The 18693-nt window shown below is 43.9% G+C and carries 17 protein-coding genes; 8 read left to right on the top strand and 9 right to left on the bottom strand.

Going from position 1 to position 18693, the window contains the following annotated elements; all coding sequences use genetic code 11:
* Positions 1 to 103: 103 nt before the first annotated feature.
* Together tsaE and KUV50_RS05580 are read left to right on the top strand one after the other, a co-directional pair.
* Entirely contained in the window at positions 104 to 580 is a 477-nt protein-coding gene (gene tsaE / locus KUV50_RS05585) for a tRNA (adenosine(37)-N6)-threonylcarbamoyltransferase complex ATPase subunit type 1 TsaE (protein ID WP_222579116.1), read from the top strand.
* A complete protein-coding gene (locus KUV50_RS05580; RefSeq protein ID WP_222579115.1) occupies positions 577 to 1776 on the top strand; it encodes an alanine dehydrogenase in 1200 nt (399 codons plus the stop codon). The genes tsaE and KUV50_RS05580 overlap by 4 nt, the downstream gene beginning before the upstream one ends.
* A gap of 289 nt (positions 1777 to 2065) precedes the next feature.
* Here KUV50_RS05580 and purN read toward each other — a convergent pair whose 3' ends face one another.
* The 7 genes from purN to KUV50_RS05545 form a co-directional block, all read right to left on the bottom strand.
* Entirely contained in the window at positions 2066 to 2632 is a 567-nt protein-coding gene (gene purN / locus KUV50_RS05575) for a phosphoribosylglycinamide formyltransferase (protein WP_222579114.1), read from the bottom strand.
* The gene (locus tag KUV50_RS05570) at positions 2633 to 3544 is read right to left on the bottom strand and encodes a DUF4835 family protein (RefSeq protein WP_222579113.1); all 912 of its coding nucleotides are present in this window, start codon (positions 3542 to 3544) and stop codon (positions 2633 to 2635) included.
* Positions 3541 to 4764, bottom strand: a complete 1224-nt coding sequence (coaBC, locus tag KUV50_RS05565) for a bifunctional phosphopantothenoylcysteine decarboxylase/phosphopantothenate--cysteine ligase CoaBC (protein ID WP_222579112.1) — start codon at positions 4762 to 4764, stop codon at positions 3541 to 3543. The genes KUV50_RS05570 and coaBC overlap by 4 nt, the downstream gene beginning before the upstream one ends.
* Positions 4765 to 4879: 115 nt before the next feature.
* On the bottom strand, positions 4880 to 5224 hold the full coding sequence (locus tag KUV50_RS05560) for a DNA-directed RNA polymerase subunit omega (RefSeq protein ID WP_222579111.1): 345 nt from the start codon (positions 5222 to 5224) through the stop codon (positions 4880 to 4882).
* 2 nt (positions 5225 to 5226) lie between these two features.
* A complete protein-coding gene (locus tag KUV50_RS05555) occupies positions 5227 to 6042 on the bottom strand; it encodes an outer membrane protein assembly factor BamD (RefSeq protein WP_222579110.1) in 816 nt (271 codons plus the stop codon).
* A gap of 116 nt (positions 6043 to 6158) precedes the next feature.
* Entirely contained in the window at positions 6159 to 7661 is a 1503-nt protein-coding gene (locus tag KUV50_RS05550; RefSeq protein ID WP_222579109.1) for a GH3 auxin-responsive promoter family protein, read from the bottom strand.
* Between the two features lie 69 nt (positions 7662 to 7730).
* Positions 7731 to 8396, bottom strand: a complete 666-nt coding sequence (locus KUV50_RS05545; RefSeq protein ID WP_222579108.1) for a LolA family protein — start codon at positions 8394 to 8396, stop codon at positions 7731 to 7733.
* A gap of 207 nt (positions 8397 to 8603) precedes the next feature.
* Between KUV50_RS05545 and KUV50_RS05540 the strand changes: the two genes are divergently transcribed.
* The 3 genes from KUV50_RS05540 (at position 8604) to KUV50_RS05530 (ending at position 12209) form a co-directional block, all read left to right on the top strand.
* Complete coding sequence (locus KUV50_RS05540) at positions 8604 to 9455, top strand: neutral zinc metallopeptidase (RefSeq protein ID WP_222579107.1); 852 nt, start codon at positions 8604 to 8606, stop codon at positions 9453 to 9455.
* A 48-nt stretch (positions 9456 to 9503) separates the two neighbouring features.
* On the top strand, positions 9504 to 10004 hold the full coding sequence (locus KUV50_RS05535) for a TlpA family protein disulfide reductase (protein ID WP_222579106.1): 501 nt from the start codon (positions 9504 to 9506) through the stop codon (positions 10002 to 10004).
* A 177-nt stretch (positions 10005 to 10181) separates the two neighbouring features.
* Positions 10182 to 12209 carry a thioredoxin domain-containing protein gene (locus KUV50_RS05530; RefSeq protein WP_222579105.1) on the top strand — a complete coding sequence of 676 codons (2028 nt, stop codon included), beginning with the start codon at positions 10182 to 10184 and terminating at the stop codon, positions 12207 to 12209.
* On the opposite strand, the gene KUV50_RS05525 is transcribed toward KUV50_RS05530, so the two are convergent.
* Positions 12206 to 13489: a chloride channel protein gene (locus KUV50_RS05525; protein ID WP_222579104.1), complete on the bottom strand. Its 1284-nt coding sequence runs from the start codon at positions 13487 to 13489 to the stop codon at positions 12206 to 12208. The genes KUV50_RS05530 and KUV50_RS05525 overlap by 4 nt on opposite strands.
* Before the next feature lie 172 nt (positions 13490 to 13661).
* Between KUV50_RS05525 and KUV50_RS05520 the strand changes: the two genes are divergently transcribed.
* Genes KUV50_RS05520 through KUV50_RS05510 form a run of 3 tightly spaced genes read left to right on the top strand, consistent with a single transcriptional unit; the run spans position 13662 to position 15485 of the window.
* A complete protein-coding gene (locus tag KUV50_RS05520; protein ID WP_222579103.1) occupies positions 13662 to 14258 on the top strand; it encodes a LemA family protein in 597 nt (198 codons plus the stop codon).
* Complete coding sequence (locus KUV50_RS05515; protein ID WP_222579102.1) at positions 14255 to 14707, top strand: TPM domain-containing protein; 453 nt, start codon at positions 14255 to 14257, stop codon at positions 14705 to 14707. Before KUV50_RS05520 ends, KUV50_RS05515 begins: the two co-directional genes overlap by 4 nt.
* A complete protein-coding gene (locus KUV50_RS05510; RefSeq protein WP_222579101.1) occupies positions 14679 to 15485 on the top strand; it encodes a TPM domain-containing protein in 807 nt (268 codons plus the stop codon). The genes KUV50_RS05515 and KUV50_RS05510 overlap by 29 nt, the downstream gene beginning before the upstream one ends.
* 58 nt (positions 15486 to 15543) lie before the next feature.
* Here KUV50_RS05510 and KUV50_RS05505 read toward each other — a convergent pair whose 3' ends face one another.
* On the bottom strand, positions 15544 to 18690 hold the full coding sequence (locus KUV50_RS05505; protein WP_222579100.1) for a sensor histidine kinase: 3147 nt from the start codon (positions 18688 to 18690) through the stop codon (positions 15544 to 15546).
* Positions 18691 to 18693: the final 3 nt, after the last annotated feature.

Here is an 18693-nt window from a genome sequence, read left to right as displayed (position 1 = left end):
GGCTGATTATCTTATTTTCATGAAAATTATTTAATATCGGCCAAACTTTAGTAATTTACAAAAGAATGCCTGTTATGGAGGTGTCAATACATCAGTAAAATTAGTGAACGAAACGGCTGTGATGCAGGACTGTAAAGATAAACAAACCGTGGTACTGAAAGAATGGATTATCTCTGAGGAAAAGGATCTGAAGGAGTGGGCGCAATACCTTGTCCACCATATTGATCGATCGTCTGTTTTGTTAATGGAAGGCCCCATGGGAAGTGGTAAAACGACCATGGTTCGTCACATAATGGAAGCCCTGGAAGGCGAAGATGCCACGAGTCCTACGTTTAGTCTGGTCAATGAATATATCTATCCGGAGGGACGCGTATATCATTTTGATTTGTACCGAATCGAACGTGAAGAAGAGTTGGAAGATATCGGATTTGGTGAATACCTCGACCGGGAAGCTTTGTGCATTATTGAATGGCCCTCACGTGGTACGTATTATTATCAGGACATGAATGTTACCACACTGCGCATTGAAGTAATGCGAGATGAAAGCCGAAAAATTCAATGGATTAAAGGAGTAGTATGATGAGTTTTGCTGTAGACACTAAATATCAAACCCAGGAGGAAAAACTGGATGTGCCTCATAAAAAAAAGAATTGGTTTATTGGTATGCCCTTGGCTCCCAAAGAAGAATCCAGAATACCCTTGATCCCCTCCTCTGTAAAAGCTTTGAATGCACTGGGGTATAAAATCTGCATCGAAAGCAAGGCCGGTGAGAAAGCGGGGTACTCCGACCGGGATTATACTGAAAATGGCGCCGATATAGCTTATGCAAAAAAAGAGCTTTATCAGGCTGATATCATTCTTCAATGCTTTCCTCCTACGATGGACGCTATCGATCATATGAAATCCGATCAGATTTTGATATCGCCACTTCACGTAGGTTCTATGAGTCTTGAATTGATCGAAGCTATGCGCAAAAAGCGAATCATTGGTATGGCCATGGAATATATGATGGATCGAAACGGAAGTTTTCCCATTGTCCGTATTCTGAGTGAACTGGCCGGAACGGGCGCTGTATTGCAGGGAGCACATTGGATGACTGCCCAGTCCCGGGGGGCTGGTGTTCTTTTGGGCGGGATTTCGGGGGTTCCTCCGGCAAAAGTGGTTATTCTGGGTGCCGGGATCGTCGCGGAATATGCCATCCGCGCTGCTGCGGGCCTCGGTGCACAAATTTTTGTGATGGACAATAATATATACAAATTGATGCGCCTGCAGAATATTTTGGGCCGGAGAATGTCTACCTCGGCCCTGGATCCCACGACACTTGCCGCTCAGCTCAAAGAGGCTGATATCGTGATCGGAGCCATTCATTCAGCAGAAGGGCGGGCACCGATGGTGGTCAGCGAAGATATGGTCATGGATATGAAAAACGGCGCTGTTATCGTCGATGTCAGCATTGACCAGGGCGGGTGTTTTGAAACTGCTGTACCGACTACACTCCAGGATCCTGTGTATGAAAAACACGGTGTCATTCATTACGCGGTTCCAAATATATCTTCGAATTACCCAAAAACGGCCTCCCGCGCGATCAGTAATATTCTCAGCCCCATTTTTATGCAGGGAGCGGGAACCAATGGGATTGAACGCTTTATCGTAGAATGTGAAGGCTTGGCCCACGGAATATATTTATTCAAAGGAAGTGTAACCAATGAATACCTCAGTTCAAAGTTTGGATTAAATTATACTGCGTTGGAATTGTTGATGCCGCGGGAAATGTAGCGATGAAATCGATGTCCGGATGGTTGGATCGATTTCTAAATCACCGTCTTGGTCGCAGCTTTTTTTGAATAGAATTGATCCAAGGACTACATTTGTCGAAACGGACCCTGGTCGCATAATATCGCTTAATTTTTCCCACTTCAAAATCGGGTTTGATGGCTGCAACCTCTCTACCCCGCAAAAGTCAAACGTCACGCAAAATGGGGCTATGTAATATGTCCAAATTTGCTAATTAAGCAATTGATGCACTGTGCATTATGCGTAATAATAGATTGACGCATAAAGCGGGCTAAAAACTGGCCAGATACCTGACGACTAACGGGTAGTATTGGTGTTCCAGTTCAAGAACCCGCTGTTGGATATCCTCTGGTGTATCTTCGGGTCGGATGGGACATTTGGCTTGTAATATAATCTCTCCTTGATCGTAATATTCATTAACCAGATGAATGGTGATTCCACTGAATTTCTCGCGGGCTTTGTGTACAGCTCGATGAACATGCATGCCGTACATCCCCTTTCCTCCATAGGCTGGCAAAAGAGCCGGATGTATATTGACTATACGATCTGGATAGGCCTGGATCAGGTAATCTGGTATTTTCTGTAGATAGCCAGCAAGGACAATGAAATCAATGTGGTTTTTATCGAAGAAATTCAGTATTTCTTCTGAATCTGACCAGACGTTTTTTCTGAATACTTGAATGGGGATTCCGTGTTTTCGGGCGCGTTCCAATACCCCTGCTTCCGGCCTGTTAGATATCACACAGGTGACTTCCATCGACTGATCATCTCGGACCTGTTGGATGATTTGTTCTGCATTACTCCCAGAACCTGATGCCAGGATCGCCAAACGCTTCATTTACCGTACTAATTTATCGTATTTCTGAGAATTGGCTGCATCCATACTGCGGATTAAATTGAATGCTTCAATTTTTTCGGCTCGTGGGCTCACCGCAAAAACCTCATTGAGTTCCAGTGCTTTAGCCAGGAAAAAGACATTGACCAGCATGGAGTTCGGCTCGCTGTCATTGACCTTTTGAAGACTGTACATGGCATCGAGCATGACTTCACGGCCGACTACCGGCGCCTTTGACATTTCATCGAGGCCCAGTCTGTGGTAATTATACCATGCTTTTCGGAAGGGACGCATGGTCGGATCAAAAATTTCATTGATCATCCGATATCTGTTTCTGCTGTTGCCTTTGCGTCCCCACCCGGTTTGTTCACTCTGCATCGAAGCGGGGATTCTTTCGGATATTTCACGCGCTTTGTTAAAGTATGGATCGCCGCCATACAGCGCAAATGAATCTCCATCCATGCCCAAAATAAAGTAAGCATAAAAGGCTAAAGTTGCGGAGAGGTTATCTGAAAAGGAATTTTCGGAGTAGGTGATGGGCCGGGCCGGGTCGTAAGAAAAAACAATATTTTTATCTCGGTAGTTGATGAGTGTGGTCTCATAGTCACTATTGTATACCGGACGGCTGATTACGACATCCATTTCACCACTGAATGAGGTGGCTGATTCTTCTTTGGTAATGGTTATATTGATGTTTCCTTTGATTTTTTCAAAATCGTTGAGATCCTGGTCCGTCCAGGCTCGCCCGTTAAAGAATTCATTGAGTTGAGACTCCAGGGTTTTGAAAACGGCCGGATCAGCTAATTGCAGGGTGGGGAAGTTGACCGTTACCCGTACGTTAAATTCTTGTGCATTCACGGTGTTAAGTACGATGAACAAGAAACACAACCCGATTACGAACACTTTTTTAATCATATTGGAGCATTGTTTGATACGTAAGTTACAATATCATTGGCAACTTCAACTTTTGTTTTCAATTTTTTGGCCTCCACATGGCCTTGTTTTGATATAAAGGTTACCTTATTGGTATCTGTACCGAAACCAGATCGTTCATCTCGCAGTGAGTTGAGCACGATCAAGTCCATGTTTTTCTTATTTAACTTTCTTTGGGCATTATTTATTTCATTTTCTGTTTCCATTGCAAAGCCGATGATAAATTGCTGACTGGTTTTCGTGCCCCCCAGTCCGGCTGCAATGTCGGGAGTACGATCCAACTCAAGTATGAAGTCACTTTCTTTTTTAGCTATTTTTTCTTTGTGGTATTGCCGAGGCTTGTAGTCGGCGACGGCAGCTGCAAATACGCCGACCTGGCATTCGGTCCATACCTTTTGACAGGCATCATGCATTTCGTTGGCCGAGGTCACGCGAATGGTGTCAATCCCCGAAAACCGAACACTTAACGGTCCCGGCCCCTGAACTAAAGTGACCTTTGCTCCCCTTAGATAAAATTGTTCTGCAATGGCAATGCCCATTTTTCCTGAACTCCAATTGCCTATAAATCGAACCGGATCCAATGCCTCATAGGTGGGCCCGGCTGTCACCAACACGTGAAGTTTTTCTATGACCGGAAGTGGGGTAGTAACGGTTTCTTCAATGGCAACCAATAATTCTTCCGGTTCAGCCATGCGACCGGTGCCGGTAAGTCCCGAGGCTAACTCTCCATGTTTAGCGGGAATAATATGTACTAAGTCTTGCTTGAGTTGCTGTAAATTGCGCTGTGTCGAGGGATGCTCCCACATGTCCATATCCATGGCCGGGGCTACGAGTACGGGACACCGGGCAGACAAATACGTAGCGATCATTAAGTTGTCGCAATGTCCATGAACCATTTTGGATAGTGTGTTAGCGGTCGCCGGCGCAATAATCATGGCATCCGCCCACAATCCCAGTTCGACGTGATTATTCCAGGCACTTTCATCCTCTCCAGAGGTTAACTCCTGTAGTACCGGGTTTTTGCTCAGGGTGGCTGCGGATAGTGGTGTGATAAAGGCTTTGGCTGAGCGGGTCATAATGACACGAACCTGCGCACCGGAACGGACTAACAGACGAATGAATGACAGGGTTTTATAAGCAGCTATGCCGCCCGTGATCCCGACTATTATTTTTTTGTTTTTTAAATCTGCTAGTCTAACCATGCTCGGGGTACTTCGATTATAGGAAGTGGTGCAGCGTGTTTTTGAAACAACAGAACTATAGGTTTCAAATCCACCATCCACCATCCACCATCCACCATCCACCATCAACAATCAACTACTCATCCGCTTCGGAAGGTTCTCCGAAAGCCGTAACCTGCAATTCATTGTTGACATATTCTTTGGTTCCTATGATGGCAGGGTTGGGGAGTTTTTCATAGTACTTTGAGATTTCAATTTGCTCTTTATTCTCTTGAATTTCTTCAATCGTATCTGAAGTAATGGCAAACTCTTCCAACTTCTCACGGAGCTCATGTTTGATCCCGTGGGTGAGCTGATTGGCTCTTTTAGAAATGATTACCAAGGATTCGTAAATATTTCCTGTGTTTTTCACAAGTTCTTTGACATCAATCGGCTCGATACTCGGCTCAATATGCTGTACTCTGGAACGGATATCACTCATAATTATAATTCTTTTATTTTTGTAGTGCTAACATTCAAATATTTTTCAACTTCTTTTCTGTAACCACTGTTGGGATACCGGTCTATAAACGCTTGGGCGATGGTATTAGTTTTGGTAAATCGCTCTTTTTGTTTTTCATAGACACTGTTTGCTGCCAGATCATACTGTGACTTGACGATCAGGTATCGTATTTCCTCGGCATTTTGCGTTTCAGGAAAGTCTTTTAAAAGATTTTCCATGACTTGAACGGCGGCTTCATATTGTTGCAAATCGATGTACAATCGGGCTTCTCCCAATCTTTTTCGCTCCATCTTTTGTCGTAAGTCATCAATCAATGTATTGCTTTGTTCTACTTTGTCGCTGTTCGGAAAGGTATTGACAAATAATTGGAAGGCATCAATAGCCTTGTGGGTGTACTGCTGATCCAGCCTAAAATTGGGGGACAACAAATAATACGAATAGGCCGCCATAAAGTCGGCTTCTTCCCGGTGATCGGATGAAGGAAAAGAGGTGCTAAATGTTTCAAATAAATTGGCAGAGCTAATATACAGACCCTGATTGTAATTGGCGTACGCATATTTAAAATACAAATCTTCTCCTTTGGCCGTTCCTCGATATGAACTAAGAATGATTTCCATCAGCGATATGGCTTTGGAGTAATCTTCTTGTTCATAATACTCCATTGCTTTGGTATAGATCCGATCTGGTTCACCACTGGTCCTGACCTGTTCAAATTCAGATTTGCAGCCTGCAAATAAACCCAGTGCGGCAGCCATCAAAATGATTCTGAAATTTAATTTTTCGGAAAGTTTCGTCATAGCGCGCAAAGTTACAACATATTAATGAGAAATACCGGAGATTCAAGTATAAAATCTAGTCCACCGGATGCTGTTCGGTTTTGTTTTCTTAAGTCCTGTTTCGAAGATACGACCGGTTAACTTTTCTTTCCCAGCGATTCCAGACTGGCAGCAATGTCCCGGTCATTCGCCAATCTTGGAACTTTATTTTGTCCGCCCAGTTTCCCTTTTGTTTTCATATATTCCCGAAAAGTGTTTTGACGAAGGGGGGTCACCACCAGGGGCCGTAAGATATTCCCGATGATCAAATCTTCATAATAACTGTTTTGCTGAACCATCTGCCGATCCAGTTCATTGGAGAATTCCTCTATATTTTCTGGTTCACGACCAAATTCGATAAACCATTCATGATATGGAAGCCCCTCCTCCGGATTTACCTGTGGAGCGACTGTGAATTCAACGATTTGAGCTGGAAATTTGTCGATCGTATTCCGGAGTGCTTCTTCGACCTCTTTGCCGATAACATGTTCTCCGAATGCAGAGATAAAGTGCTTGATCCGACCGGTAACGATTAGACGGTAGGGATTGGTTGATAGAAAACGAACGGTATCTCCCAGGTTATAGCCCCACAATCCGGCATTACTGTTGATGATAAGCACATACTCCACACCGGTCTCTACCTCATCGACGGAAAATCGAGCAGCGTCTTCGCGACCAAATTCTGAAACAGGTATAAACTCAAAGAAAATTCCCGACCGGGTATTGAGCAACATGCCTTCGTGTGGATAAGTATCCTGGAATGCAATGAACCCTTCGGACGCCGGATATGTTTCCACGCTGTCTATACGCTGACCTACCAATTCCTCCAGCTGAGCCCGATAAGGCTCAAAATTCACTCCTCCATACACAAATACAGAATAGTGAGGGAATAAGCCCTTGATCGTTTTCTTGTTCGTGGCCGCCAGAAGCCGTTCGTAATACATCTGAACCCAAGGTGGAATTCCGGAAATAAGCCTTAGATCGATGTCTTTTGTTTCCTGAACAATAAGGTCTACTTTTTTCTCCCAGTCTTCGACGCAATTGGTTTCCCAGGTAGGCACCTGTGTTTTCTTAAGCCAGCCCGGCACTTCATAATTTACGATACCGGAAAGTCGACCGGTCAGAATACCGTTCGTTTTTTCCAAAATGGGTGAACCTGAAAGAAAAATGACCTTTCCATCCAGAAACCGAAGGTTGTTCTGTTTGATCCCGTAGTGAAATAAAGCATTTCGAGCCGTGTTGAAATGGTTGGGTAGTGATTCCTGCGTGATGGGAATGTACTTGGTCCCCGACGTAGTGCCGGATGTCTTAGCAAAATACTTTGGTTTTCCCGGCCACAAAATATCTGATTCACCATCCCGCACGCGATCAAAGTACGCCCGTGACCCTTCATAATCATGAATGGGTATGTGGTTCTTAAAATCTGAATATGTCTTTATTCTGTCAAACGAATGATCCCGGCCAAAGACCGTATCCCGTGCTTTCTGGATAATCATCTGTCGTATACTATGTTGATCCTCCTTGGCATTTCGGGCCATCCGGTCAATTTTTCTGGAGATGTAAGCCGCATACGGCCTGATCAATGTCGATTTCCAACCCATACTAATGCAAATTGTCTTTAGGGAATTCGGGCATGGACTTCTTACGAGGTTCACATGTCCGATGATGAATTAATCAATTCTTAAATCCTCAATATAGTAATCTTCGTACAGCTCATCGTTCCATAAGATGGACTCTTGAGAAAAATTACCTGAAAATGAGGTCTCGCCCGTGGTGAGCTGTATACGCTGACCATCCTTGGCGAAAATCTCAACGTGTTTCAATATATTTCCAGCATCTTGATAACTGAATCGTATTTTGAAATATTCACTTGATTTATCCGTGGGGATTAATTCGATGATTTTCAGTCGGGAACCGATACTAGAGGATTGATTTAAACCGGATTTGTCAAAATATTTGAAGTCCTGATTGTGAAGATACTTCAGAATGCCAGCCGGAGAACTGAGTTCCACGCTTTCCAAATCGATCGAGGTTATCTGGACCTCCTTTACTTTTTTCTGAACGGTATACTGGGTCGTACCATCCGAATATATGGCATAATCATCCAGATCAACTTTGTACTGATCACCCCGTTTAAAAAATGTTCCTTGAAAAATTTGGGGATCTTGTTCGGGAAAGGTGATTTGAAATTCGAAGTCGAGCTTTAAGGCATCCGCTTCCTGATACTTGTCGATGACCTGGTGAACTGATTCCTGAAGATCTTGATCCTGAGCGTGCACAACCTGATGACTGATACCCATCAGGAGTATTAAAAATAGGGACCTCAATTGGTTCATAGTTTAAGTGATTTATCTAGTAGACGATTTGACTGGTCAAAAGATATCGTAGTTGTAAAATTTAACCTATTATTAACTGTTGTTGGGCAAGCAGTCCAATAAAGCGGTCCGGTATTTTTTTATTACATTTGAAGAGAGCACAACGAGACATGGATGGCGCTGTGGGCGCATGCATATGGACTACATCACACGTAAAAATTATCACTCATGCAATGGAGAGGAAATAAAAAAAGTTCCAGGGTCGAAGACCGGCGGGGGAGCAGCACCGGTCGACGGGCAGCAAAAGGGGGTGGAATCATCGCCATCATTCTTGTTCTGATATCTGTATTTACAGGAAAAGATTTGACGGGGTTGCTGTCTCTGTTTGAACCGGGAACTTCAGTCCAGACAGAGCAACCGGTCGACCGTGGCCCGCGTCCCGATGATGATCTTGCAGAGATGGTCAGCGTTATTCTGGCCAGTACAGAAGATGTATGGACGCATTTATTTCAGGAGCAAAATTCACGCTATTCGGCTCCGAATTTGGTGCTGTTTGACGAGCGAACTTCCAGTGCGTGTGGGATGGCATCGAGCGCGATGGGCCCATTTTATTGCCCTGGAGATGAAAAAGTATACATCGATTTATCTTTCTGTAATGATCTGAAAACCCGGTTTCAGGCACCCGGTGACTTTGCAGTGGCTTACGTCGTGGCGCACGAAGTCGGTCATCATGTTCAAAATCTCATGGGAATTACTGATCAGGTGCATCAGATGAGAAGTCGGTTGTCTCAAAAAGATTACAACGCCTTGTCCGTGAAACTGGAGTTGCAAGCCGATTTTCTGGCAGGAATCTGGGGATACTATGCGCAAGATTCCAGATTGCAGTTGAACGATGAAGATCTGGAAGAAGCATTGCGCGCCGCCAATGCCATCGGGGATGACCGTATTCAGAAGCAGACCCAGGGATACGTGGTACCCGATGCTTTTACCCATGGGACTTCGCAGCAAAGAATGCATTGGTTCAGAAAAGGGTTTGAGTCCGGTGATCTTTCACTTGGTGAATTCAACGCTATCAACTAATATTCTTTGAGATTTGTTATCCCCCGTGTCTTTTAGTATCTTTCTAGCATGAGATTATCGGCGTTTCTGGTCGTGTTTTTTTCAGGGTTCACATTCCTTCACGCTCAACAGACCATTACGGTGGATGTGGGTGATCCTGCCGTTGAAGTGATGGGGTACGATGAGGCCGGTAAACCTGTCCGTCTTTCGGATTATTCAAAGGAGAAGTACGTGTTGTTAAATTTCACAGCCACCTATTGCGGACCGTGTTGGAAAACCTACCAACACATGAATGACATTCAGGAAAACTATAAGGAAGATCTGAAAGTGATTTCCGTACATTGGGACGATTTGCGGGAGCAATGGAGTTCAATAGCCCAAAACAAAAACATCGAATTCCAATGCACGTCCTTGTGGGAAGTAAGAGATAAAAAGAAGATCTTGGATACTTATCAGATTGATGGCTGGCCCTATTACTTTATCATTGACAAAAACGGAATGATCGTTGCGAAATGGTTTGGAGCCAGAGGGGGTAAATTGAAAAGAATGATACGAAAACATCTCAGATAAACTGTTCTTTGTCCGGTTTGTTAAACATGTAGAGTTCCTGATCAACCATCGGTATTGTAATTATCACGCCATCCTTTTGAAATGAACCGAGGGTACTTGTAACCGAGGACTGTGGACGACCGGACATGAATTATGTTGGTCATGTCGTACCAAAGGGATGGAAATAAAAAACGTCAAATGACAGAAGAAAAAGAAAAATATACCAACCACCTGATCGATGAATCAAGTCCTTATCTTTTGCAGCATGCGCACAATCCGGTGGACTGGTATCCTTGGGGCGATGAAGCGCTCGAAAAAGCCCAAAAAGAAAATAAGCTTATTTTGGTCAGTATTGGATATGCGGCGTGTCACTGGTGCCATGTGATGGAATCAGAAAGCTTTGAAGATGCTGTAGTAGCAGAATATATGAACACGCACTATGTATGTATCAAAGTGGATCGGGAAGAACGACCCGATATTGATCAGATCTATATGTCCGCAGTTCAGTTGATTACAGGAAGGGGTGGATGGCCGCTGAACTGTGTGGCACTACCGGATGGCCGGCCACTGTACGGCGGCACCTATTTTCCCAAAAACCGGTGGTTGTCATTTTTGCAACAAATCGTTGATTATGTCACGCAACAACCGGAAAAAGCAGAAGGGCAAGCAGATCATTTGACAGCGGGCGTTCGTCAAAGTGATCAGGTCGTTTTTAATTCGGAACAGGATGCCTTTTCGACTTCCCAACTGAAGACTATATTCGACTATTGGGAACCTCGATTGGACTTTGAAAAAGGCGGAAACCAGGGTGCACCAAAATTCCCTTTGCCGATTGGATTCGAATATTTGTTGCATTACCACGACCTGACCGGAGAAAAAAAAGCACTCGAAGCCGTAGTGGTTACGCTCGATCATATGGCTCGGGGTGGGATTTACGATCAGATTGGTGGTGGATTTGCCCGATATTCGACCGATCCGATCTGGAAGGTACCCCATTTTGAAAAAATGCTTTACGATAACGCCCAATTGGTCAGTTTGTACAGCAAAGCGTACCAGGTGACGGGTAATAAATTGTATGAAAAGGTAGTCCACGAAACCTTGGGTTTTATAGCCAGAGAAATGACGGATTCTTCAGGTGGCTTTTACTCCGCACTGGATGCGGATAGCGAAGGAGTGGAAGGGTTGTTTTATGTGTGGGACAAATCGGAGATGGAAGAGGTGCTCGGGGAACAGGCACCTATGATCCTGGAGTATTACCACGTTACGGAAGAAGGCAACTGGGAAGGGTCCAATATTTTGTTGGCGCAGGACGACCCCGAAGGTTTCGCAGAGAAATACGGTTTACCGCTTTCGGAACTGGAAAGTAAAGTCCATGAAGTCAATAAAGCACTGCTTGAAGCACGTTCTGCCCGAGTCCGTCCGGGGCTCGATGATAAAATATTGACCTCCTGGAATGCGATGATGTTGCGGGCGTATGTGGTCGCATCCCGAGTATTTGGTCGGGAAGATTATCTTGAGACCGCATTGAAAAACGCCCGCTTTATCAGGGATCAGGTGAAAAGAGAAGATGGGGGGTTGTTTCGGAATTATAAAAACGGGAAATCTACCATCAATGGATTTTTGGATGATTATGCGTTTGTCATATCCGGGTTTATCGAATTGTATCAGGCGACCTTTGATGAAACGTGGCTGGACGAGGCAGATCAACTACTGACTTATGCGCTTCAACATTTTTTTGACTCTGCGACCGGTCTTTTTTACTATACCTCGAACATGGATCCGGCATTGGTAGCGCGAAAAATGGAACTGACTGATAACGTGATTCCGTCTTCCAATTCTGAAATGGCCAAAAACCTGTATATCCTTGGTCAGTACCTGTATCGGGATGAATATGTAGAGAAAGCCCGGCAGATGCTGCACAACGTTTTAGGGGATGCCCTCAGGAACGGACCGTATTATGCCAACTGGGATATCCTGTTGATCTGGATGGTCAGGCCGCCCTATGAAGTGGCTGTCGTGGGTCCGGGTTTCAAGGAGATATTAAACCAATGGAATCTGCACTATCTTCCAAATGTTTTTTTATCGGGTGGTTCTTCCGAGGGCACCCTTGAGCTGCTTCAGAACAAATATGTGGCCGGTTCCACAATGATCTATGTATGTCAGGATAAGGTTTGCTTAAAACCCGTCACTACGATAAAAGAAGCTTTACAACAAATGTCGGATTAATTGTCCGGTCCATCCGATTCCGCCATTTGTGAACTGATAAATGGAATTCTTGGAGCGAGAAAGTATCCCGTCAGGCTTGCAAATAAGATCGGAATAAAGTGTCCAAAACCCGTCAGTGTTGCCAAGAGAATAGTGGTGCTCATAGGTGTCCGGGTAACACAGGTATTCACAGCTGCCATGCAACTTACGATCGTCAGGGTAAGGTTAGTCATCGGAAAGATGTGATGAATAATCAGGCCCAGAGTAGCTCCGACAAAAAACAAGGGAATGATAAAACCACCGCGCCAACCAGAGGTCACAGTAATGGAAATAGCCAGTATTTTGAATATCAAAATACCAGCCAACCAATGCAGTGTGTACCCACCGTTCAAAAGCTCGTTGATTTCAAAGTGACTAAAATAACGGGTGACCGGGAAATAATAAGAGATGATTCCCAGTAGCACCCCTCCGATCAGAGTTTTTATATAAATGGGTGCCGGTCGGTGATCAAAAACTGATTTGAAAAATTTTGTGCAGAATATAAAGCCCCAACCCACTGCGGTACCTACTATCCCAAATAGAATAGCAAATCCAAAATCAAAAACACCGGAATATTCGTAGGAAGATAAATTCCAGAGCGGACCAAGACCCAGTTGGATAATCAATGCAAAGACGACGTAACTAAAACAACTGGCTACGAGCGCTGGTATAATAGCTTTGTAGTATTGCAGAGCATGCTTGTGGTGGAGGATTTCGAGCGAGAATAAACTTCCTCCCAGAGGGGCACCAAATAAGGTGGTAAATCCCGAAGCCATACCAGCTATGCTCAGCGACCGCAATTCTTCGCCTTTCAGACGAAATATTTTTCCGAGCCAGGTACCTGTCGAACCGGTGACCTGGACCATCGGCGCTTCCGGCCCCAGGCTGCCTCCCGCCGCTACACAGAGTAAGGAAGACAGGATCATGGAAGGGTTGTTTTTGGGATCCAGTTTTCCTTTGTTGAATCGTATGTTATTGACAATAAGATGAATCTCACCCGGGTCACCAATGAAGTGTATCACCAGACCAGCTAACCAGCCACATATAGCCATGACCGGTATAACGAGCCACCCGGTAAACAGGGCTATTTTGTCGGTCAGGAACATAAGAGCAATCCAATACCCGCCCGCAATCACCCCTCCGACCAGCCCCAGCAGTGCCCACAATAGAAACATGCGACTAAAAACGAAGTGGTTGAATCGGATGGGTTGATCCAGTATGTTGAGATAGGTGACTAATTTTCTTCTCCGTTTGAGTTTCACAGCGACGGCTTCTTTTTATTTAAACAAGCTTTTTTGTTGATCGATAAAATGATGAATTTGATCGATCAGCAAGCATGTTCTTCTAAATATTCTATGCAAACCTATCAATTTTGAAACTTTTCATCCTATTTTCGTATTCATGATTTAACCTATTATCAATAATAAAGCAAGCATGAAAAAATCAAGTTTAATAGTAATTGGTATCATTGTGGTCCTCGGGCTCATTTTGTACAACACTTTTTCGGGAAGCTATAACAGCATGGTAACCATGAATGAAAGTGTAGAATCAGCTTGGTCGACGGTCGAGACCCAATACCAGCGGCGCGCTGATTTGTACAGCAGTGTGGTCAGTACCATTAAAGGTTCGGCTGAATTTGAACAGGAAACACTAAACTCAGTGATTGAAGCCCGTAGCAGAGCCACAAGTGTGAATATCAACGCTGATAATCTAAGTCCTGAAAAAGTGCAGGAATTTCAGAATGCCCAGGAACAACTGAGCGGGGCTTTTAGCAGATTGTTGGTCTCGGTGGAGCGTTATCCTGATATCAAATCGACTCAGGCTTTTCGGGATTTCCAAACCCAGATCGAGGGAACAGAAAATCGCATCAACAAAGCCCGGAAAGATTTTAATGACGAAGTTCAGACATTTAATACCTACATCAAACAGTTTCCACGGAATTTAATGGCCGGATTATTCGGCTTTGAAGAAAAAGGATACTTCAAAGCACAGGCCGGCACCGAAAACGTTCCTGAAATTGATTTTGGATGAAACTATCATTGATTAGCGATTATTTTTCGAAGGAAGAAAAACAGGCAGTTGTGGATGCGATCGGGCAGGCCGAAAAACAAACTTCCGGTGAAATTCGTGTCTATTTTGAACGGTCGACCAAAAAAATGACCCCGATGCAACGGGCATACCGGGCCTTCCGGAAATTGGGTATGGACAAGACCGAACATCAGAACGGCGTATTGATTTACATTGCTTTTGGTGATCGGGCATGCGCTATAATCGGTGATCGGGGAATTCATGAAAAGGTTGGAGATCATTTTTGGAAGGAAGAATTGGAAATTATGCAGACCAACTTTCGACGTGATGAATATGTGAAGGGCTTGCAGAAAACAATCCAGTTGGTTGGTGAAAAACTCTCCTATTATTTTCCCTATCAGCGGGATGATGTTAACGAACTTGATGATGAGATATATTTTGATGAAGATTAGCGGCGACAGATCTGGTGTTCAAAGACTGCTTAAGTCGGTGCTTGCATTGTGGTGTCTTTTGGTAATGTCTCTATCTGCGGTTCGGGCCCAAATTCCGGACCCTCCCAATCCACCGAGGTTGGTCAATGATTATGCCAATGTATTATCACCCGCTGAAGAACAAAGTCTGGAACGGCAGTTGGTCGGATATGATGATACCACGTCAACGCAGATTTTGGTGGTGACGGTGCGTCAGCTGGGCAATTATGATATTTCTGAATTTAGCTATGAACTAGGAGATAAATGGGGCGTCGGACAGGGTGGAAAAGATAATGGTATCGTGATCACTTTGTCTGAACAAGATCGTAAAGTTTTCATCGCTACTGGCTGGGGGATCGAGGGGTACATCACCGATGTGGAAGCGCGCCGGATTATCGATCAGTATATGATCCCTTATTTTCGCAAGGGTGATTATTATCAGGGATTTAAAGAGGGAAGTCGTATTATTTCCGAAATATTGTCTGGAGTATTTGATGCTGAAGAACTACGAAAAGAAAATGATGGGATTCCGGTTGGTTCGATCATTTTACTTATGGTGATAATTATTATCATCTTGAATGCCTTTCGACAAGGTGGCGGGGGCGGTGGCCACATTAACCGCAGAGGTTGGGGCGGACCCATTATTATTGGAGGGGGTGGATTTGGTGGCAGTGGTGGTGGAGGATTCTCCGGCGGTGGCGGGTTTGGTGGCTTTGGCGGCGGTGGCTTTGGCGGTGGCGGTGCCGGTGGAAGCTGGTAAACGGATGTGTAGATATGCTACGACGAGGCACTTTGTGGAGTGTTTAGCATGCAAATTCTTAGGACTGAACCAGATTCATGTGACTCTTTTTCAATAGAAACGGAATTTTTATTTGAACCAAAGTACCCTTGGCCGTCCCATTCTGATACTTGTCTATGATATTTATTTCGATTTTCATACCGCGGGATTCTTTGAGAACCTCCAGCTTTTCGTTGATGATTTGCAATGCTCTTGAAGTGGGTTTTTGCGGCTTCTGTCGGTTAATCATTTCAGCCTTACGTCTGCCTATACCGTCATCTTCGATTTCGCAAAGAAGCATATCTTCGGCCACTTTGATAAATCTCAGAGTAATGTTTCCATTTCCCTTTTTATGAAATAAGCCGTGTTGTATGGCATTCTCTACGAAAGGCTGAAGCATCATCGTCGGTATGACAACATTCACCAAATCTATGTCGGGATCAATTTCGAAATGGGATTTGATTCGGTCGTCGGCGACCATGATTTCAAGGTCCAGATAGTTTTTAAGTAAGTTGATTTCAGTGTTTAAGGTAATGTAACTGCTTTTTGACGAATCGAGATAGGATCGCATCAATCGGCTGAACGAAGTGAGATATTGATCGGCGTGATCTTCATCATGATCTTGAATATAGTATTGGATCGCGCTGATGGTATTAAATATAAAATGTGGATTGAGCTGGGTTTGCAAAACCTGAAGTTCCAACTCGGACAATCGTTTTTCCAGGTCTTTCTCTTTTCTTTTCTTTCTATTTCTAAAGCGAAGCCATCCATATATCATCGTTCCGATAATGATATTGGCAAGCAATAGAATTAGGATTCTGAACCAGATTGTTTGGTAGAAATGTTCGTGGACGGTAATACTGAATTGTTTTTCATTGTTAATATTGTTGCCATAGCGGTCGTAGCTCGAAAGCTTGAAGTGATAGGTGCCGGCTTTCAGATTAGATTGGATGACTCCGTCTACCGCAGAGAACAATACGGTGTCTTTAAGTGTCGTGTTGATCAATTTGAAATTGAAATAATCAATAAAATATCCGGCGAAGGATGATGGGAAGAGTTTGAAATAAGTGACTTCAGGGGATATGTCCAGGTGATTATTCTCAGGGAACAAAATAGTGGCTTTTTCATTTTTTCTTGAATAAGTTAATGCGTGATCCAGGTCAAAATCAGCGAAATAACCCTTCATAGAATCTCTCAGATCAAGTTGAAGCACTCCATTGGGGTACCCCAGGTAATACCCGGAGGGATCTTCGTGGTATGCATAAAGATTGAACTCATTGTTTGGTAAGCCGTCAAGAGTGGAATAATTCAAAATCAGATTTTCGTTGAGGTTGAGAACGGATAATCCAAAAAAAGTACTTAACCAGTACTTGTTCGCCTTTTCTCTGAATACTGCGGTCACGATATTATTCCTGAGTCCATTTTCCATGGTAAAATGATCGACCAAGCCCGAGGCCGGGTCATATATAAAGAGGCCATCACGGCTCGCTAAAAAATACTTGTTGTCGTAAAAGAATATGGAAAATATGGTGGTCTGATTGTGGGTATTGGGCCGCAACAGAATTAATTTTGTTTCCGCACTTTCAATGGCATATTTATATAGACCGTCATTTGTAGCCAAGAACATAGAATCCGGTTCCAGTAAAAATAGATCATTGATGGTGCTGATGTTTGGGATTATATTAAGGGGTGCTGAGACCGTGGTAGTATTGGTGTTGAACCTGGATAGCATTACTTTCCCATCTTCATTTTCCGAAGCAATCCATAAAAGGGACCCTTGCCCCATCTGAAGTGCTGAAATAAGATGAGGGTAAGGAATGACCTTCGACATGGTCGTTACCGGGTCATATCTTATGAGAAAGCTTTCTTGACTACCTTCCTGATCATTACAGATCGAAAACCAAAGCCTGCCGTCGGCATCGGTTTCAATCGTTCGGAGGCAATCAAAATCCAAGGTCTTTCCAGATTCCGGATGTTGAAACGTGGTCAATTTTTCTTCATCCGTATTCATATTCTTGGACCACAACCCTTGATTAGCAACCAATACGTAGAATAGGGAATCCGTTTTGAATAGGCCTCTGGAGATAAAGTTCCAGCGACTTTCTTCGGTTTGTCGATCGAAGATTTCGTTGCTGATCGAATTCTCAGTAAAACGTAGCGTGGAGAGATTGTTTTTTGCGGACAAGAAAATTTCTTTGTGAAAATCCTGACCGGCAAAATAATGAAGATCATGATTCTGGCTGATCAGGGACTCCATGGTGATCCAGCGGCCGCCCTCTCTGACATATAAATATGCCGCTTCAGTGATGTCGGGAAAGGAAGTTGCGGTAAAGATTAAATTACCATGGTCGTCTTCGAAAACTTTGCTGATATCTTTGAGCGGTTTGATAAGAGCAAGATAATATTGGGATTTGTAAATTCTGATTTGGTAGATTCCGTTCCTCTTGGTGACCCATATATTCTCAAACTGATCCGTGTAAAAGGTACTAATAGTTCCTGATGATCCGATCTTAACCGGATCCGTTAGTTGATTCTGGTCGGTGATCAGAAAGGTTATTATTTTTCTGTGATCGATCAAAAACCAGACTCTGTCCTTGGCGACACAAAAGGCGGTCAGTTGGCCATCCAGTGGAGGAATGGTTATGTCTCGAAGAAGCTTCCCTGTGGATCCGACGATCTTCAGGAGCAAGTTTTGAAGTGAATCGGTCCAAACTTCGTAGGCGTATTCATTAAACCGGACATCGTAAAAAAGTAATTTTTGTGTTTTAGATTTTGCACTATCCTGTTCTGCGATATGGATGGGGGGAGTCGTAGAAAGCGCATGCGAAAGGAGACCCTCGTTGGCGTTTTGTTCGATGATATAATGTGTGGAATCATTCCATCTTTGACCGTCGATGATGTGTCCTTTGAGGTGGTTTTCCTTGTCGAGGATTTGAGAGATGTTGAAAAATTGATATCCATTTGATCGCTTGAGATCATGTACTGAGGACAGCCAGAGTTTCCGGTCCCTGTCCACAAACATGTAGTCGATCAGGTTGTAGGAGTAAAGTTCTTTTTCGTGTCGGTACGTACCATACTCCGGATAAAATAAATCATAGGAAGGCATGGGGTCGATCTGTCCATAAAGGGTTCCCTCAGCAATCAAAATATATACGAGGATAACGATCAGACGAATCAATCTGTTCATCGA

Origin of the sequence: Membranihabitans marinus (assembly GCF_019802045.1) — a bacterium.
GTDB lineage: Bacteria > Bacteroidota > Bacteroidia > Chitinophagales > Saprospiraceae > Membranihabitans > Membranihabitans marinus_A.
This window is presented reverse-complemented; position numbering and strand designations above follow the sequence as displayed.

Bases quoted from the DNA above. Each gene is read 5' to 3' on its own strand.
- KUV50_RS05560 (WP_222579111.1), bottom strand. From the start codon at position 5,224: ATGAGTGATATCCGTTCCAGAGTACAGCATATTGAGCCGAGTATCGAG.
- KUV50_RS05510 (WP_222579101.1), top strand. From the start codon at position 14,679: ATGATGAGATATATTTTGATGAAGATTAGCGGCGACAGATCTGGTGTT.
- KUV50_RS05540 (WP_222579107.1), top strand. From the start codon at position 8,604: ATGCAATGGAGAGGAAATAAAAAAAGTTCCAGGGTCGAAGACCGGCGG.
- KUV50_RS05580 (WP_222579115.1), top strand. From the start codon at position 577: ATGATGAGTTTTGCTGTAGACACTAAATATCAAACCCAGGAGGAAAAA.
- purN (WP_222579114.1), bottom strand. From the start codon at position 2,632: ATGAAGCGTTTGGCGATCCTGGCATCAGGTTCTGGGAGTAATGCAGAA.
- KUV50_RS05545 (WP_222579108.1), bottom strand. From the start codon at position 8,396: ATGAACCAATTGAGGTCCCTATTTTTAATACTCCTGATGGGTATCAGT.
- KUV50_RS05505 (WP_222579100.1), bottom strand. From the start codon at position 18,690: ATGAACAGATTGATTCGTCTGATCGTTATCCTCGTATATATTTTGATT.
- KUV50_RS05530 (WP_222579105.1), top strand. From the start codon at position 10,182: ATGACAGAAGAAAAAGAAAAATATACCAACCACCTGATCGATGAATCA.
- KUV50_RS05520 (WP_222579103.1), top strand. From the start codon at position 13,662: ATGAAAAAATCAAGTTTAATAGTAATTGGTATCATTGTGGTCCTCGGG.
- coaBC (WP_222579112.1), bottom strand. From the start codon at position 4,764: ATGGTTAGACTAGCAGATTTAAAAAACAAAAAAATAATAGTCGGGATC.
- KUV50_RS05555 (WP_222579110.1), bottom strand. From the start codon at position 6,042: ATGACGAAACTTTCCGAAAAATTAAATTTCAGAATCATTTTGATGGCT.
- KUV50_RS05515 (WP_222579102.1), top strand. From the start codon at position 14,255: ATGAAACTATCATTGATTAGCGATTATTTTTCGAAGGAAGAAAAACAG.
- KUV50_RS05550 (WP_222579109.1), bottom strand. From the start codon at position 7,661: ATGGGTTGGAAATCGACATTGATCAGGCCGTATGCGGCTTACATCTCC.
- KUV50_RS05570 (WP_222579113.1), bottom strand. From the start codon at position 3,544: ATGATTAAAAAAGTGTTCGTAATCGGGTTGTGTTTCTTGTTCATCGTA.
- KUV50_RS05535 (WP_222579106.1), top strand. From the start codon at position 9,504: ATGAGATTATCGGCGTTTCTGGTCGTGTTTTTTTCAGGGTTCACATTC.